This is a genomic window from Burkholderia sp. ABCPW 111 (genome assembly GCF_000773065.1).
In the GTDB taxonomy this organism is placed as follows: Bacteria; Pseudomonadota; Gammaproteobacteria; order Burkholderiales; family Burkholderiaceae; genus Burkholderia; species Burkholderia savannae.
Genome location: NZ_JPWT01000077.1, coordinates 65,773 through 83,293 on the forward strand (window position 1 = coordinate 65,773; position 17,521 = coordinate 83,293).

Annotated in this window: 13 protein-coding genes; 8 read left to right on the forward strand and 5 right to left on the reverse strand. The window is 68.4% G+C overall.

What is annotated here, in order from left to right; genetic code table 11:
• The first annotated feature begins 25 nt into the window (after positions 1-25).
• From X946_RS17520 to X946_RS17560, 8 genes are all read left to right on the forward strand, one after another.
• Positions 26-826: a molybdenum cofactor biosynthesis F family protein gene (locus X946_RS17520; RefSeq protein WP_038749977.1), complete on the forward strand. Its 801-nt coding sequence runs from the start codon at positions 26-28 to the stop codon at positions 824-826.
• 10 nt (positions 827-836) lie between these two features.
• The gene (locus X946_RS17525; protein ID WP_038750219.1) at positions 837-1,229 is read left to right on the forward strand and encodes a nuclear transport factor 2 family protein; all 393 of its coding nucleotides are present in this window, start codon (positions 837-839) and stop codon (positions 1,227-1,229) included.
• A 49-nt stretch (positions 1,230-1,278) separates the two neighbouring features.
• Entirely contained in the window at positions 1,279-2,784 is a 1,506-nt protein-coding gene (locus X946_RS17530; RefSeq protein WP_038750223.1) for an aldehyde dehydrogenase family protein, read from the forward strand.
• A 200-nt stretch (positions 2,785-2,984) separates the two neighbouring features.
• Complete coding sequence (locus X946_RS17535; RefSeq protein WP_038749980.1) at positions 2,985-4,244, forward strand: ABC transporter substrate-binding protein; 1,260 nt, start codon at positions 2,985-2,987, stop codon at positions 4,242-4,244.
• 4 nt (positions 4,245-4,248) lie between these two features.
• Positions 4,249-5,127 (forward strand): branched-chain amino acid ABC transporter permease, encoded by an 879-nt coding sequence (locus X946_RS17540; RefSeq protein WP_038749983.1) that lies wholly within the window; start codon positions 4,249-4,251, stop codon positions 5,125-5,127.
• Complete coding sequence (locus tag X946_RS17545) at positions 5,124-6,173, forward strand: branched-chain amino acid ABC transporter permease (protein WP_038749985.1); 1,050 nt, start codon at positions 5,124-5,126, stop codon at positions 6,171-6,173. Before X946_RS17540 ends, X946_RS17545 begins: the two co-directional genes overlap by 4 nt.
• Positions 6,170-6,892 carry an ABC transporter ATP-binding protein gene (locus X946_RS17550; RefSeq protein ID WP_038749988.1) on the forward strand — a complete coding sequence of 241 codons (723 nt, stop codon included), beginning with the start codon at positions 6,170-6,172 and terminating at the stop codon, positions 6,890-6,892. The genes X946_RS17545 and X946_RS17550 overlap by 4 nt, the downstream gene beginning before the upstream one ends.
• A 309-nt stretch (positions 6,893-7,201) precedes the next feature.
• Entirely contained in the window at positions 7,202-7,933 is a 732-nt protein-coding gene (locus X946_RS17560) for an ABC transporter ATP-binding protein (protein WP_038749994.1), read from the forward strand.
• 76 nt (positions 7,934-8,009) lie between these two features.
• Here X946_RS17560 and X946_RS17565 read toward each other — a convergent pair whose 3' ends face one another.
• From X946_RS17565 to X946_RS17585, 5 genes are all read right to left on the reverse strand, one after another.
• Complete coding sequence (locus X946_RS17565) at positions 8,010-8,966, reverse strand: helix-turn-helix domain-containing protein (RefSeq protein WP_038749997.1); 957 nt, start codon at positions 8,964-8,966, stop codon at positions 8,010-8,012.
• A gap of 348 nt (positions 8,967-9,314) precedes the next feature.
• Entirely contained in the window at positions 9,315-10,415 is a 1,101-nt protein-coding gene (locus X946_RS17570; protein ID WP_038750000.1) for a porin, read from the reverse strand.
• Positions 10,416-10,766: 351 nt separating this feature from the next.
• On the reverse strand, positions 10,767-13,796 hold the full coding sequence (locus X946_RS17575; RefSeq protein WP_038750003.1) for a type III restriction-modification system endonuclease: 3,030 nt from the start codon (positions 13,794-13,796) through the stop codon (positions 10,767-10,769).
• Between the two features lie 40 nt (positions 13,797-13,836).
• Positions 13,837-15,864, reverse strand: coding sequence for a site-specific DNA-methyltransferase (locus X946_RS17580; protein WP_038750006.1), 2,028 nt, complete (start codon positions 15,862-15,864; stop codon positions 13,837-13,839).
• A gap of 406 nt (positions 15,865-16,270) precedes the next feature.
• Positions 16,271-17,431, reverse strand: coding sequence for a porin (locus X946_RS17585; protein WP_038750008.1), 1,161 nt, complete (start codon positions 17,429-17,431; stop codon positions 16,271-16,273).
• Positions 17,432-17,521: the final 90 nt, after the last annotated feature.

Here is a 17,521-nt window from a genome sequence, read left to right on the forward strand (position 1 = left end):
AACACCTTTTTCGAGGACCGAACCGATGAGCGACACACCGCAGGACTGGAAGAACTACGAAGACTTCGCAGCCGGCATCGACACGAACCGGCTGCCCGCGACGCAGGCGCTCGCCGGCCGCACGCTGACGTTCGAGCTGCCGAGCGGCGCGTTCGCCGCGAATTTCGTCGACGGCCACACGCTCTCGTGGCGACGCGGCGATGCGGGCGACACCGACTGGTACGAAGCGATCGAAGTCGCGCCCGACACGTTCTTCGTCGACGTCACGTTCAAGAGCCGGCCGGCCGAGGCGCTGACGCTCGTGTTCAATACCGCGACGCGGCGCGCGCTCGGCATCCTGTCGCGCATCCGCAGCCGTGACGAAGCAGGCGCGGAGCCGCGCGTCGCGCAGGATTTCCTGGTCGGCGCGCTCGCGGGCGGCGAGGCCGAGACGGCCAAGGCGGGCGTGTCGGGCGTCGCGCCCGCGCAAACGCGCGACCTGATCGGCACGCGCACGCTGAACGTCTACAGCCCGAACCATACATACGAACACACGTACCTGAGCTCGACGCGCTACTGCTGGCAATGTCTCGTCGGCGAGCAGCGCGGCCACGGCGACGTCGATCTCGCGACGACCTACAAGTTCGCCGACGATCTCTATGTATTCACATTCCGGGAATTCCTGATTCCGGTCGCGTCGGTATTCGTGTTCAACTTCGCGGCCGGCCGCTCGACGGGCAAATTCCTCGGCGAGACGGGCGACGGCGCGATCTCGAACCAGCCGGCCGGCTCGTTCATCCGCAAACTGTCGCAGACCGTCTATCCGGACGATGCGCAACCTGTCTGAGGAGCACACGATGCGTACCCCTTATCAAATCGTCGCCGATCACTACGCGGCATCCGACCGGCGCGATCCCGCCGCGATGATGGCCGACATCGCGCCCTCGATCGAATGGACCGAGATGGCGGGCTTTCCGTGCGCGGGCACGTACCGCAGCGCGGACGAGATCGTCAGCAACGTGTTCCGGCGCCTAGGCGAAGAGTGGGACGGCTACACGTTCAAGCTCGACGCGCTGCACGACGCGGGCGACACCGTGATCGGCATCGGCCGCTACTCGGGCACCTACAAGCGCACCGGCAAATCGTTCGAGTGCCGCGTCGCGCACGTCTGGCGCGTCGAGGCGGGCAAGATCGTGCGCTTCGAGCAGTTCACCGACACGCTGCTCGTGGCGCGGGCGATGCAGCCGTGAACGCGCATTCGCGCTTCCGTTCAACCGTTCCGTTTTGCATGAGATCTTCATGAACCTGGCCGCTCTCTCGACACAGCATCAACGCCAATCCGGCTTTCTCGCCCGCCGCCAATTCGGCAACTGGATCGACGGCGGCGCAGCCGAGCCGCGCTCGGGCCGCTATCTGCCCGTGGTCGATCCCGCGACCGAAATGACGATCGCCGAGGTCGCCGCGAGCGACGCACGCGACGTCGACGCGGCCGTCGCCGCCGCGCGCCGCGCGTTCGATTCGGGCGACTGGCCGCGGATGCGGCCCGCGAGCCGCGAGAAGCTGCTTCATCAGCTCGCCGAACTGATCGAGCGGCACGCGGACGAGCTCGCCGCGCTCGAGACGCTCGAGACCGGCAAGCTCGTCGGCGTCGCGCGCGCGATCGACGTGCTGGGCGGCGCCGAATACGTGCGCTACATGGCGGGCTGGGCGACGAAAATCGAAGGCTCGACGCTCGACACGTCGATCGCGGTGCCCGCCGACACCGAGTATTTCGCGTACACGCGCCGCGAAGCGGTGGGCGTCGTCGGCGCGATCGTGCCGTGGAATTTCCCGCTCGCGATCGCGTTGTGGAAGGTCGCGACGGCGCTCGCGTGCGGCTGCACGGTGGTGCTGAAGCCCTCCGAGGAAACGCCGCTCACTGCGCTGCGCCTCGGCGAGCTCGCGCAGCAGGCGGGGCTGCCCGACGGCGTGCTGAACATCGTGACGGGCACGGGCGCCGAGGCGGGCGCGGCGCTCGTCGCGCATCCGGGCGTCGACAAGATCACGTTCACGGGCTCGGTCGGCGTCGGCCGAGCGATCGGCCACGCGGCCGTCGACCGGATGGCGCGCTTCACGCTCGAGCTCGGCGGCAAGTCACCGCTCATCGTCTTCGACGACACCGATCCCGACGTTGCCGCGCGGGGCGCCGCGCAAGGAATTTTCTTCAACCAGGGGCAAGTCTGCACGGCGGGCTCGCGCGTGTACGTGCAGAAGCGCCACTTCGAGCGCGTCGTTGCCGGCATTGCCGCGGCGGCCGAATCGATGAAGGTCGGCTCGGGCTTCGATCCGCACACGCAGATCGGCCCGCTCGTGTCGAAGCGGCACTTCGAGCGCGTGCTCGGCCACGTCGACGCGGCGAAGGAAGAGGGCGCGACGCTCGTCACGGGCGGCGCACGCGCGCTCGACGGCGGCTATTTCGTGAAGCCGACGGTATTCGTCGACGCGGCGCCCTCGATGCGGATCGTGCGCGAGGAAGTGTTCGGTCCGGTCGTCACGGTCACGCCGTTCGACACGGTCGACGACGCGGTGCGGCTCGCGAACGACACCGATTTCGGGCTCGCGGCGAGCGTGTGGTCGCAGAACCTGTCGCTCGTGCATCGCATCGTGCCGCGCCTGAAGGCGGGCATCGTCTGGGTCAACACGCACAACATGCTCGACAACAACCTGCCGTTCGGCGGATTCAAGCAATCGGGCTACGGGCGCGAACTCGGCCGCGCGGCGCTCGAGCAGTTCACCGAGCTCAAGTCAGTCTGCATCGCGCATTGACGGGCGAACCGGCGCGCGCCGCGAAGCGGCCGAGCGCCGGCGAAGCACCGAAGCACCGAAGCACCGAAGCATTGACGCATTGACGCATTGCAGCACCGACGTATCGAAGCGACACCCGAGCAACACCGGAGCATCCACGCAGCACCCGAGGGCGCGGCCCGCACGCGGAGCCGCGCCCCACGACAACACCAGGAGACACGATGAAGCCGCTTTTCCCCAACATGAAGCGCACGCTCGTCGGCGCGTGCATCGGCGCCGCCGGCCTCTTCGCGCAGCACGCGGCGTTCGCGCAGAGCTGCGGGCTCGCGAACGGCAAGCCCGCGGCCGGCGCGCCGATTCCGATCGGCGCGATCGTCGGCAAGACCGGCCCCGACGATTTCAGCTCGTCGGTGCGGGCGGCCGCCGCGTATTTCAAGTGCGTGAACGCGAACGGCGGGATCAACGGCCGGCCGGTCCAATACCTCGTCGAAGACGATCAGTGGAATCCGGAAACGGCGTCGCAGGTCGCGTCTAAGCTCGTGCGCGATCGCAAGGTGCTCGCGCTCGCGGGCAACGCGAGCTTCGTCGAATGCGGCGCGAACGCGAAGTTCTACGAGCAGGAGAACGTGATCGCGATCGCGGGCGTCGGCGTGCCGCGCGAATGCTATTTCGCGCGCAACTACGTGCCGCTCAACATGGGGCCGCGCCTGTCGATGACGGAAGCCGCGCTGTACGCGAAGCAGCAGTACAAGGCGACGCGGATGGTCTGCATCGCGCCGAACATTCCGAGCCTCGGCGCGTGGTCGTGCGAAGGGCCGGCGTTGTGGGGCAAGCAGAATGGCGTGAGCGTCGACACGATCGTGATGGACCCCGATTCCGCCGATCCGACCTCGGTCGTGCTACAGGCGGCGTCGAAGAATCCGCAGGCGATCCTGCTCGGGCTGCCGAAGGGGCTGATGGTGCCGATCCTGTCGGCCGCCGAGCAGCAGAACCTCGGCCGGCGGATTCATTTCGTGTCGGCGGCGTCCGGCTACGACCTCGGCGTGCCGAAGGCGATCGGCCCGTACTGGAAGGGCAACTTCGACGTGAATCTCGAATTCCAGCCGCTCGACGCGCCAACGCCCGACAACCAGAACTGGCTCGCGGTGATGAACAAGTACGGCGACAAGAAGGACCCGCGCGACACGTTCTCGCAGGCGGGCTATCTCGCCGCGCGGCTCGTGACCGACACGCTGCTGAAGCTGCCCGCGAACCAGCTCGACCGCGCGCACGTGACGGCCGCGCTGCGCCAGGTGAAGGACTTCCGCAGCGACATCCTGTGCGGCCCGTTCTATGTCGGCGCGGGCGACCGGCACAACGCGAACAACGCGGGCCGCATGGCGCAATCGACGGGCTCGGGCTGGAAGACGGCATCGGCCTGCCAGGCGGTCGACGATCCGCAACTCGCCGACATCCGCGCGGCCGAAAAGAAGATGCACTGACGACATGAACGCAATCGACTTCGTTCCGTATCTGATCTCCGGGCTCGGCGTCGGCGCGGTCTACGCGCTGTCGGGCGTCGGTCTCGTCGTGCTGTATCGCGCATCGGGCGTGCTGAACTTCGCGTTCGGCGCGACGGGCGCGCTCGGCGCCTACGTCGCGGCCGCGTGCCTCGACGCGGACTATCCGCAGACGCTCGCGTGGGGCGCGGCGATCGCCGCGTCGACCGCGGCGTCGCTCGTCTACGGCCTCGTGCTCGCGCCGCGCCTCGCCGGGCGCGAGCGCGTCGTGCGCAGCGTCGCGACGCTCGGCTTCGCGCTCGTCCTGCTCGGCTTCTGCGAGTGGTATTGGGGCGACACGCCGCGCCGCCTCGTGCTGCCGACCGACAGCGAAGCGCTCGACTTCGGCGACGTCCGCTTCACGTACACGCGCATCGTCGGCCTCGCGCTCGCATTCGCGATGATGGCGGCGATCGGCGTCGTGCTCGCGCGCACGCGGCTGGGGCTTCAGATGCGCGCGCTGTCGAACAACCGGCACCTGAGCGGCCTGCTCGGCATTCGCGTGCTGCGCGTCGACGTCGCCGCGTGGGTGATCTCCGGCGTGTTCGCGGGCATCACGGGCCTGTTGCTCGCGAACCTCGTGCGCCTGCAGGCGGCGGTGCTCACGTTCCTCGTGATCCCGGCGTTCGCCGCGGCGATCGTCGGCCGCCTCGCGTCGCTGCCCGCGACGGTCGCGGCCGGCATCGCGATCGGCCTCGCCGAGGCGCTCGCGATCACCGTGCCCGGCTTCGCGCCCTACCGCAGCGCGACGCCGTTCCTGATCGCGCTCGTCGCGATGCTCTTCATCGGCTCCAAATCGATCGGCCACGCCGCGAACGAATCATGAAAACGCCTCTCGCCTTTGCCGAGCCGCCGCGCCGCGCGGCCGCACGCGTCCGACCGCGCGGCGCGCGCATCCCGCTCGCCGCGACGCTCGGCACGCTCGCCGCGATCGCGCTCGTCGTGCCCGCCGTCGCCGACGCGTACTGGATCAAGACGCTGACGTCCGCGCTGACGATCAGCATCGCCGCCGCCGGCGTTGCGCTGCTGTATCGGCAGCTCGGGCTCGTGTGCCTGTCGCAGCATGCGCTGCTCGGCGTCGGCGGCTGGGTCGCGCTCAGGCTCGCGCATCTCGGCGTGCCGTTCGAGCTTTGCATGATCGCGGGCGCCGTGGGCGGCAGCGCGATCGGCATGATCGCCGGGCTGCCCGCTTTGCGCCTGCGCGGCCTCTATCTCGCGCTCGTCACGCTGATGATGGCGGGCGGGTTTCAGGTCGTCGTGTCCGCGATCGGCTTCCCGGACGGCGGCGACGGCTTCACCGGCCATCTATCGTTCGGCGCGCGGCAGATGATGGCGCGGCCGCTCTTTGGTCAGAGCGACGCCGCGTATTTCCGCTACGTCGCCGCGTGGGCCGCGCTCGCGTTCGCGCTGATCGAGCTGCATCGCCGCTCGAAAGCGGGGCGCTCGTGGGCGCTGATCCGGCGCGGCGAGACGACCGCGCTCGCGGCGGGCGTGAACGTCGTCCTCTATCAAACGTGGGCGTTCGGGCTCGCGGGGCTGCTCGCCGGGCTGTCGGGCGGCTTGCTCGCCGGCACAGTCGGCCAGCTCGACGGGCGCGCGTTCGCCGCGTCCGAATCGGTGCTGCTGTTCGCGCTGTCGGTCGTGGGCGGCGTCTATCACTGGTTCGGTGCGCTGATCACCGGGCTCCTGCTGCGCGCGGTGCCCGCGCTCCTGACCGATTTCGGGGTGAACGGCTATCTCGCGATGATCTTCTTCGGCGCCGCGCTGCTGCATGCGCTGATCACCGCGCCCGCCGGCATCGCCGGGCAGCTTGCCGGGCTCGCGTCGCGGATCGCGCACGCGTTGCGCCCCCGCGACGGAGGCGCGCGATGATCGAAATCTCGAACCTGACCGTGCAGTTCGGCGGCACACGCGTGCTCGATGCGCTGGACGCGACGCTCGACGCGCCAATCTGCGGGCTGATCGGCCCGAACGGCGCGGGCAAGACGACGCTGCTCAACGTGCTGAGCGGCTTTCTGCGGCCGCGCGCGGGCAGCGTCGCGCTCGACGGCCGCGCGCTGCTCGCGCTCTCCGTCACCGAGCGCGTGCGCGCGGGCGTGCGGCGGACGTTCCAGACCGAGCAGATCGTCGAGGACCTGAGCGTCCACGACAACGTGCTCGCGCTCGCCGAGCACGTGATGCCGGCGCTCGCCGCGCGCGACGACACCGTGTGCGCGCTCGAGCTCGTCGGCCTCGCCGACGTCGCGCACGTGCCGGGCGCGGCGCTCAACCTGTATCAGCGCCGGATGCTCGAGCTCGGCAAGGCGCTCGTCGGCGAGCCGCGCCTGCTGCTGCTCGACGAGCCGGGCGCTGGCCTGAACGAAGCCGAAGCCGCGCGGCTGCGCGACGTGATCGTTCGCATTCCCGAACTCGTCGGCGCGCAGGTGCTGCTGATCGATCACGACGTGGACCTGATCGACGCCGTGTGCGAACAGACGCTCGTGCTCGATTTCGGCAAGCGGCTCGCGCTCGGACCGACGCGCGCGGTGCTCGACGATCCGCTCGTGCGCAGCGCGTATCTCGGCAAGGCATTCGATGAGCATGAGGCCTGAAGCGAGGCGGCGAACCGGTGGGCGCGCGTTGCGGAAAACGTCGCGCGTGATCGCGAACGCGAACGGCACAAGGCCGGTTTGCGGTTCGCCGCCCGATCGCGCCGCGCCGCGGCGACACGCGACCGGGCAACTCGAAAAGACGCGCGGCGTCGCGCAACCGGCCGGTCCGCGCTCGACGCACGCGCCACGCCTGACGCGCAACGCGCTTTACCGCCCCGCGGCATTCGCGGCATTACGCGAGCCCGCGCGGCCGCACGCATGCGGCGCGGCACGCGCGCCGCATCTCAATTGACAAGGAGTCCGACGATCATGCAGCTCGAAGTGAAAGACCTCGTCGTCCATCGCGCGAACAAACCCGTGCTGCACGGCGTGTCGCTCACGGTCGCGCCCGGGCGGGTGACGGCGCTCGTCGGCGCGAACGGCGCCGGCAAATCGACGCTCGTGATGAGCGTCGCGGGCGCGCTGCCCGCGACGTCCGGCGACGTGCTGCTCGACGGCGCGCCGCTCGGCGCGCTGCGGCCCGAGGCGGTGCGACGTCGCGGGATCGCGGTCGTGCCGGAAGGGCATCGCGTGCTCGGCGAGCTGTCGGTTCGCGACAACCTGCGCGCCGCCGGCGCGTTCCTGTCTGCGCGGCGGCTCGACGACGCGATCGAACGCGTGCTCGCGATCTTCCCGGAACTGAAGCCGAAGCTCGATGCACGCAGCAACGATCTGTCGGGCGGCCAGAAACAGATGGTGTGCGTGTCGCAGGCGCTGATCGGCGAACCGCATACGCTCCTCATCGACGAGCTGTCGCTCGGCCTCGCGCCTGCCGTCACGGCGCGCCTCGCGCGGACCGTCGCGCAGATCGCGAAAGAGGGCGTCGCGGTGCTGCTGATCGAGCAGTTCACGACGATCGCGCTCGCGCTCGCGACCGACGCCTACGTGCTCGAGCGCGGCCGCGTCGCATTCGCCGGCAGCGCGCAGACGCTGCGCGAGCGGCCGGAGATTCTGCACGGCAGCTATCTTGCATCGAAGGGAAGCGGCGCGAACGCGGCCTGACGCATCGAAATAGGCGCGTCGCCCGGCGCGAAGCGAGCGGGCCGGGCGACAGCCGACGGCGTGCCGCCCGTGCGGCTCAGGACGACGCGCGCCGCCGCACGAACTCGCGCGGCGTCATGCCGTAACGCTGCTTGAAGCTGCGGCAGAAGTGCGCGCTGCTGCTGAAACCCCAACTGAACGCGATTTCGGAAATGGCGGGCTTCGCCGCGCGTGCGTTGTCGAGCGCCTCCTTGCAGCGCTCGAGCCGGTTCGACCAGATGTAGCGGTCGATCGTCACGCCTTCCTCCTCGAAGATCCGGTGCAGATAGCGCTTCGAGCAGCGCAGCTCGCGCGCGATCCGGTCGATCGACAGATCGGCGTCGGCGAGGTGGCCCTGGATGTATTGCTTGACGCGCATCCGCAGCACGGTGGGCAGCGTGACGTGCTCGCCCTGCGCATCGCGCTGCGCGCTCAGCGTCGACACGATCAGGCCGAGAATCGTCTCCGACAGCGCGGTGCCCGTCGTGCCGGGCAGCGACGGCAATTGTTCGGACAACGATACGAGAAACGACGACAGTAGCGAGAACAGCCCCTTGAGTTCGAATTCGCGCGCATCGGACGTGTGCAGATCGGGCACCGCGAAGCCGCCTAGCTGCTTGCGCGGGATCTGGATCGCGAGCTGCTCGACGTGCGTCAGGTTCGCGATGCTGTACGGCACGCGCGGATCGTACAGGCTCCAGTCGCCCGTGCGAAGCCGGAACACCTTGCCGCGCTGCTCGATTTCGCTCACGCCGCTCAGTTGCAGGATCAGCTTGAAGTAGTCGGAGCCGTGATCGTGCAGCGCCGCGACCGGGCGCACGATCCGGTGCGCGGGCGCGGCGATCGTGAACACCCGCATCGGGCCGATCTCGTACTGGCTGAGCTGCGCGTCGAATGCGTCGTCGTCGCAGCACGCGTCGAGTCCGCCGAAGTACTGCGTGACGACGCGGCCCCACGCGCGGCCGCGAAACGCGGGCGATTCGCCCGCCGTCGTGAAGAATCTGCCGTTCACCATGCGCTCCTTGCGAGTACACGTCCAGCCGGACCCGTGCCGGGGCATCCTGTCTGCCCGAATATAGTTAGCATATTAAATATTCGGCGCGAACTGAATCCGGTTTACTCCGGAACGCGAATTCCGCCGCCCGAGCGACGATTTTGACGCGGTGACTGCGGAGTTATGTGCGCTGGTTCACATAAGCCGTCGCGCGAAGCCTATGCGGGCGGAAGAGACCGATGCGGGGAGGGGGCGCGCCACGCGTCGCGCGTGCGGGCCTGCGGCCGGGCCGCCGCAGGCGGATGGCCGCGCGCCCGGCGCGCCGTGCCGGCTCGCGCCGCGCGACGGCCGCCGGAGAGCGCAACGCGTTCAGAAGCGGGTCAGCATCCCGATGCGCGCGAGAAACTGCGAGCGCGAGCTCGATTGCGCATCGGGCCCCATCACGCCGTTGATCCACGCGTGCGCGCCGGCGCTGCCGCCCGCGAACTGATACACGGTCTCGACGTAGGCGGACGTGCGCTTCGACAGCGCATACTGGGCAGCCGCCGTGACCTGATGCGCGTAGTTGTGCTCGAGCTGCGCGTTGCCCTTCATGTATTCGTAGTTCGCGCCGATCGTCCACGGCGCGCCGACGTAGCGCGCACCCGCCTGGATCACGTCGATCGCCGCGCCCGTCAGCGTGTTCTTCGTGTTCGTGTACAGCAGGTTCAGATCGAACGCCGACAACGCGTAGCGCGCGCCGAGCCCCCAGTTGCGCAGGCCGTCGTGCCCGTTGTTCATCTGCGGATACTTGACTTCGACGTACGCGGCGCCGAGCGCGAAATTGCCCGTCTCGTACTTGAGGCCGGCGCTGACCGTGCTGTTCGCCGACAGGCCGCCGCCCGCCTGATTGCCGAAGCCGTACATCAGGCCGAACACGAGACCGTTCAGGTTCGCGCTCGTGTACTTGACCGAGTTCGGCACGCGGCTCGAGCCTGCCATCCGGTCGAAGTCGAACGAGCCGGTCGGATTGTCGGGAATCCCGAGTTTCGAGAACGGGCCCTGACGGAAGTTGTAGAGGCCGCCGTAGCGGAACGCGCCGTCGAACGAGCCGAACGTCAGCGAATCGGTCATGAAGTCGTATTGCTGGCCGAGCGTCACGCTGCCGAGCCGCTCGCTCCACAGGCCGACGAGCGCGGTGCGCGAGAACATCGAGCCGGGCGTCGGCAGCGCGGCGCCGTTGCCGAGCGCGTACTGCGACGTCAGCTCGAAGATCGCCTTCGCGCCGCCGCCGAGATCCTCCGTGCCCTTGAGCCCCCACAGATTCGGCACCGCGATGCCGTCGTCGAAATGCACATTGCGCTTGCCGCCTTCGTTCGACACGTAGGACACGCCTGCATCCACCAGGCCGAACAGCGTCACGCTGCCGTCGGACGCGTGCGCGCCCGCCGTGACGGCCAGGCCGGCCGCCGCTACCGCAAACTTCTTCATCGTCGTCTCCGTTGGGGTTGTCGTTATGCGCGGCGACGCTCGGGGCGCCGCCGTCGATCTCCGGCACGGAGTGTGGAACAGCGTGCGGCGCGCATCTTTCCCGACGGCGCACAAACACTAGCTCGACGATGCACACGGGCATCGTCCGACGTTATGGATGTCGAAATGAAGTGCGCGGCGTTGCGCGATGCAGCGTGCGTTCGAGGAAATTCGCTTCGCACCGCGAAACGAAGCGGGGAAGGGCGCGCGCAAGAGCCTGCGGCGGGAAACCGCTGCGCGCCGCACGCCGGAAACCACCGGCGATGCGGCGACGCAGCGAGAAAAAACGGCGAGAACGTGCGGTGTCGACGCTCAGGCCGCGTCGTGCGCGTTTGGCTTGGACGCCCGCAGATCGTCGACGGTGCGCGCGCGCACGTAGCGCGCCGGATCGTCGACGGCCGCCGCCAGCGCGCGGAAATGCGCGGCGCCGCACTGGATCTTGCGCCGCTCGTACGCGCGCAGATCGCCGTCGGCCAGGCCGCTCTTCGATTCGACGACGAAATACAGGCGCGGCCCGCCTTCCTCGGCGATCATCACCGCCCAGTCGGGGCTGTAGCTGCCGAGCGGCGTCGGGATTCGGAACCAGCCGGGCAGCCTCGCATACAGCCTGACCGCGTCGTCCTGTTCGAGCGATTCGACGAACGCGCGCTCGGCGGGCGTCTCGCACGGCACGTCCTCGTGGATCGATTTGGCCGCGCCGCGCCGCATGCTGGACAGATAGCCGGTGAGCGGCTCGTCCTCGAACAGCGACAGCGCGTGCACGTGCCGTTCGCCGAGCAGCGTGTACTCGATCCCGTCGACGAGCGCATCGCGCTTGCAGCGCTCGAGCGTCGCGGCGACGAGCGCGATGAAGCGCTGCGGATTGCGCGGGAACTCGTCGAGCCGGCCGCTCTCGATCAGCACGGTCGCGATCGTGCGCCGCGTGAGCTGCGTGCGATCCTGCAGCTCGGTCAGCAGATCCGGCAGATCGACTTCGCCCTCGTCGATCGCGATCGTGCCGGCGTCCTCGATTTCGGTCGCCTCGATGCCCGCCGCGTCGATCGCGATGTCGGCCTTGCGCCACTGCAGCCGTGCCTGCGCGACGGCGGGCGCCGCCTTCAGCGCGGCCACGCAGCGCTCGACGAGGCGCGCGTTGTCGAAGTTCACGCGATACGTCGTCCGGTACTGGATGCGATCCCACAGCGCGCGGAACTCGTCGCCGAGGTACACCGCCTTGCCTTGCGCGTCGCGCCGCAGCGCGATGTGGCGACGCTCGTCCGCGTTGCGCACGTCGAGCCGGCCCGCGAGCTTGCGCAGCATGTCCACGATCAGCGCGCGTTGCGCGTCGAATGCGTCGGGCAGAGGCAACGCGCGCAGCTTGAGCGCCGCGCGCAGCGTGTCCTGCACGCGGCCGCGCGCGTCGAGATAGCCGGCGTCCCGCAAATACGCCCACAGCGCGGTCGACTGTTCGACGCCGAGCGGCGCGACGCTGCCGTCCGCGGCCGACACGGGCAGCGCCGCGAACTGATGCGTCTCGACGATGCCGAAGCGCAGCCCCGTATCGGCCTCGATCTCCTTCTGCAGGTTCTCGGCGAACTGCTCGTAGCTTTCGCCGGCAACCACCGTCAGCGTGTTGACGTCGAAGCCCCGCACGCGCTCGCCGCGCTGGTTCACGGCAAGACGCAGCCCGCGGCCGATCGTCTGGCGGCGCTCGCGCTCGCTGTGGATGTCGCGCAGCGTGCAGATCTGGAACACGTTCGGATTGTCCCAGCCTTCCTTTAGCGCGGAGTGCGAAAAGATGAACTTGAGCGGCGTGTCGAACGACAGCAGCCGCTCCTTGTCCTTCATGATGAGGCCGTACGCGCGTTCCGCGTTCTCGCGGCTGCCCGCGCTCTTGTCGCTCGTGTCGGTCCAGCCGCCTTTCTTGTCGATCGAGAAGTAGCCGTCGTGCACGGCTTCGGCCGCGGCCTCGGCGTCGACGCCGCCGAACAGCGCGCGATACGCGGGCAGCTTCGCCGCGCGGCGGTATTCCTCCTCGAACAGCAGCGCGTAGTCGCCCTTGAACGGCTGGCCGTGCCGGTCGTACTTCCGGTACTTGTCGACCGCGTCGACGAAGAAGAGCGACAGCACCTTCACGCCGAGCGGCGTGAGACGCAGCTCTTTGTCGAGATGCTCGCGGATCGTGCGGCGAATCATCTCGCGCTGGATCGCGAGCGTGTCGACGTCGCCGTGCGTGTCGCCGATCGACAGAAACGCGTCGCCGCCCGGATAGCGCAGCTCGAGGTATTCCGCGCCGCGCGCCGCGTGAATCGCGCCGATCCGGAAGTTCGCGTAGACCGCGCGCTTCGTCGCGCGCTCGAGATCGTCGCCGTCGGAGACGGCCAGCGTTTGCCGCTCGACGCCGCCGTCGGCCGTCGCGACATCGAGCTCGACGCGCGCCGTGATCGCGCCGCGCCGGCTCGCGATCGACATCACGCGCATGAACGGCTTGTTGTGCGCGCCCTCGACGGTCGCCGACGCGATCTCGATCTGCTTGACGAGCCTGCGCTCGTACGCGTCGATCGCGTCCAGCCGGTACAGCATCTGATACTTGTCCGCGTGCGTCGCCGAATAGCGCAGCGTGCAGAGCGGCCGCATCGCGTCGAGCGCCTCCTTGCCGCGCCCTTCGAGCCCGCCGTCCACGCTTTGCGGCTCGTCGACGATCACGATCGGATGCGTGGCGCGAATCAGGTCGATCGGCTTCTCGCCGCCCGTCTTTTCGCTGTCCTTGTAGAGGCTGTTGACGTCCTTCTTGTTGATCGCGGCGACCGTGACGATCATGATCTGCACGGTCGACTTCGACGCGAAGCTGCGCACCTCGCCGAGCTTCGCCGAATCGTAGACGAAGCAATCGAACGGCACGCCCGCGTACAGGCGCCTGAAATGCCGCTCGGTGATCTGCAGCGTCTTGTAGACGCCTTCCTTGATCGCGACCGACGGCACGACGATCACGAACTTCGTGAAATCGAAGCGGCGGTGCAGCTCGAAGATCGTGCGCAGGTAGACGTAGGTCTTGCCCGTGCCCGTCTCCATCTCGACGGTGAAATCGTTCGAGCTCGGCGCGCCGGACGGCGGCAGGCCGTTGCGCACCTGCACGCGCGCGAGATTCTCGGCGAACGCGTGGGCGTCGAGCGTCAGGCGATTGCCGACGCCGAGCCCCGATTCGGCCATCCCGAGCGAAATCTGCGGGCTCGCGCGCCGTCGCGCGGCCTGCGCGGTCACGCTGAATTCGGCGCGGCACGCCTCCTGGCCGCGAAACAGATCGCATACCGCCTCGATCGCTTCGAGCTGATAGTCGAGATCCGACTCGAAATGCAACTGCATGCTCAACCTTCCTTGTCTGCGTGTGGCTCGCGTGCGCGCATCAGAGGCTCCGGATGCGCTTCACGCCGTGCTGCTCGAGGATCGCCGACAGGTTCACCTTCGCCACGTCGTCCGTGAAGCCGCTGTCGCGGAACACGCATGTCACGTCGCGCGCCTCGGCCGCGCCCGCCGCGGCCGAGGCGGCGATCAGCTCGACGATGCCGACGCCCAGCGCGTCGGTCGACGCGCGATCGATGCGCGCGTCGAAGCACGCGACGATCGCGCCGTCGATCACGTACACCGCCTTGCCGGCGATCGTCCTCGCCTCGATCGGCGCGCACAGGTCGAGGCCGAGCTTGAGCATCAGTTCGTACAGCAGATCTTCGTCGGACCGGTTCGGCTTGATGTGGTCGACGGCCGCGAACAGCGACTGCTGGATGTCGTCGCCGCGCGGGTCCCATTCGGAGACGTTGGTTGAATCGAGTCTGAACACGCGAAAGCCGAGATCGGCGCGCACGCCCGGATGCTCGGCCGCGATCCTCGCCGCCGCGCGCCGCAGCCGTTCCTTCGTCAGCTCGGCGAGGTTGAGCGGCACGCGCTGCGCCGCGCAGAAATCGGCGGCGGCCTTCTGATCCTTGCTGTCGGCGTCGAGCGGCTCGGGCAACTGCACGAGCGCGTAGCGGCGCTGGCCGCCGTCGGCCGCGTTGAGCGCCATCACCGCGTGCGCGGTCGTGCCCGAGCCGCCGAAGAAGTCGACGATCAGATCATCGCCGTCCGTGCACCAGCCGACGATCGACGCGGCGAATTCGACAGGCTTCGGCTGATCGAACGGAATGCCGAGCGATTTCATCAGCGCGTCGTCCGAGCCGCCGAACGGCAGCACCGACGGCACGTTCTCGTACATGTTCTCGTCGAGAAAGTAGATACGCTGCGGCTGCGTGGTTTCGTCGACGCCGAATTCGACGAGCCCCTTGTCGATAAGCGCCTGCATCGTCGCGGGCGGGTTGCGCCAGCCGCGCTCGGGCACGGGGCACGGCCGGCCCGTCACCGGATGCATGAGCGCGGCGAAGTAGTCGTCGGGCGCCTTCTTCTTGTTCGGCCACGCCATCGACACGAGCCGGTAGACGCGCCCGTCGGCCGAGAGCCGGTCGTACATCGCCTCGCCGCCCGACAGCGTTGCCTGCTGCGACTTCACCCAGCTCCGGTACGCGACGTTCGCGTCCGCGATCGTCGACGCGCCCGCGATCGCCGCGCGCGCCGCGTCGAGCATGCGCTGCGCGTTGCGCTTCGGGCGCTTGAGCGGCGCGCGCTCGAACAGCAGCGCCGCGTCGCGCGCGAACAGCACGATCGATTCGTGCTGGTACGCGATCCCGCGCGCGTCGCCCTTCGGATTGCGCTTGTCCCACACCGCGACGCCGAGCTCGTTGTCCTCGCCGAAGATCTCGCGCATCACGAGCACGAGCGCGTGCTGCTCGTGCTCGTCGATGTGCACGGCAATCACGCCGTCGTCGGCGAGCAGGTCGCGCGCGAGCTTCAGCCGCGGATAGATCATGTTGAGCCAGTCCGTATGGAAACGGCCGCTCGCATCGGCGTTGCTGCTCACCCGCTTGCCGCCCGTCGTCTGGCCGGTCAGCTCGAGATAGTGGCGCAGGCTGTCGGTGAAATTGTCCGAATAGACGAAATCCTTGCCGGTGTTGTACGGCGGATCGATGTACACGAGCTTCGCGCGCCCCGCGTAGCTCTTTTGCAGCAGCTTCAGCACCTCGAGGTTCTCGCCCTCGATCATCAGGTTGCGGGTCGACGCCCAATCGACGCTCTCGCGCGGGCATGGACGCAGCGTGCCCGTCGACGGCGTGAGCGCGAGCCTGCGCGCGCGGCGCTTGCCGTGCCAGTTGAGGCCGTACTTCTCGTCGGCGTCGGCGACGGCCGGCGCGCCGACGAGCGCCGCGAGCGCGTCGAGATTCAACGACGCGCCGTCCGCTCCTTCGGTCACGGCGTCCGGAAAAAGCGCCTTCAGGCGCTCGATGTTCGCGGACACGAGATCCGCGGATTGTGCTTCCGGGCTCGCCGCATCGAGTTTTTGCATCATTCTTCCCATCAATTGCGTGTCTTCGCGCCGGCGTGCGAGCCCGATCGTCGGGCCGCGCGGCGCGGCAAAGGCGAAACGCTAGCGATCCGCCCGGCGCAGGTCAAGGACTTGCGGCGGCCGGGCGCGGCGCGTGCCGCCGGGCGGGGCCCGCAGCCTCGGCTGCCGGGGCTTCGCGCCCGCGTTCGGCGACGCAGATGTTTACCACAGGTTCGCAAGCCCGCCGCCATTGCGAGGTTTCGCCCTCGCGCGCGGGCGCGAATCGAGCGCAGGAAGCCGGCACAAAAAAGCCCGGCGTGAAGCCGGGCTGTCGAATACCGCATGGTCTCGCAGGAGATCGGGCGAGCTGGACGGGAGAAGCGGGAAGGGCGGCACGGCCGTATCGCGGCCGGCCGTGCCGCGCAGCGGGTCAGAACCGCGTGCGGATGCCGGTCGTCAGCTCGAGCTGATTGGTCGAGCCGTGCGTCGACGCGACGGTGTAGCCGCCGTGCAGGCGCATGTAGTCGCCGGCGAGGTACAGCTCGGTGCGTTTCGACAGGTGATAGAACACCGATCCGTACAGCGTTTCCTTGAAGCCGTTGCCGACACCCGACGTCAGGCTGAAGTCGCCGACGTTCGCGTTCGGAATGTTGCCGTCGCTGTTGTACGCGGCGTTGTGCACGCGCATTTGCTGATAGCCAAGCTCGTAATCGAGCGCGCCCTTCGGCGCGACCTTGAACGACACGGTCCATGCGTTGTCCTGACGCTGGCCGAGCGGGCCCTGATCGCCGAGGTAGCGGAAATAGCCGGCATTCAAGCGGAAGATGTCGAACGTGTAGTTGCCGCCGACCGAGAACGACTTGTTCGCGTAGCCGCCGTGGTTCACGTGGCTGAAGAAGCCCGACACGTTGAACGGGCCGCCGTTGTAGCCGAGCGCGGCCTGGTAGTTCGAGTTCTGCGCGAAGCTCGTCGAATTGCTGAACGCGTAGCCCGCGCTCGCGAAGATGCCGTTGCTGAACAGCTTCTTCCACGCGAGGCCGTTGTTGTAGCGAGTGCCCGTCGCGCTCGCCGCGTAGAAGATCATCTGCTTGAAGTTGTTCGCGTTCGTCCAGCCGCCTTCCTCCGTCGTCAGCTTCGCCGAACCGTACGGGTCGCCGTAGATCGCCGACGCGTCGCGTGCGATCGTGTTCTGGAAGCCCGCGGTGAACTTGCCGAACGTTTCGTTTTCGATGCCGACCCACGCGTCGCGATCGAAGATCTGGCCCGAGTCTTCCATCTGGCCGTCGCTCACCCGGTATTCGCTTTCGAGCCGGAAGATCACCTTCGTTCCGCCGCCGATGTCTTCCGCGCCCTTCAGGCCCCAGCGGCTGCCGCTGAACCAAGGCTCGCCGCCGATGCCCATGCCGATCACGTGATCGCCCTTCGCGTTCGCGTGCGATTGATAGGTGGGCACGCTCAGGTCGATGAGCCCGTAAAGCTGGACGCTCGACTGCGCGTGCGCTTGCGGCGCCGCGCAGGCAACCGTCGCGATGGAAAGTGCCAGGTATTGTCGTTTCAAGATCGTCCCCTCCGATATCGTGTTGACCGCCATTCCTTCGTAGTGCGCAGCGTTGGCTGTGAATACGCGATGCAATGCGCATCGAACGGCGACGTCATCGTAGTGGGCGCAATCCTTCGCGCC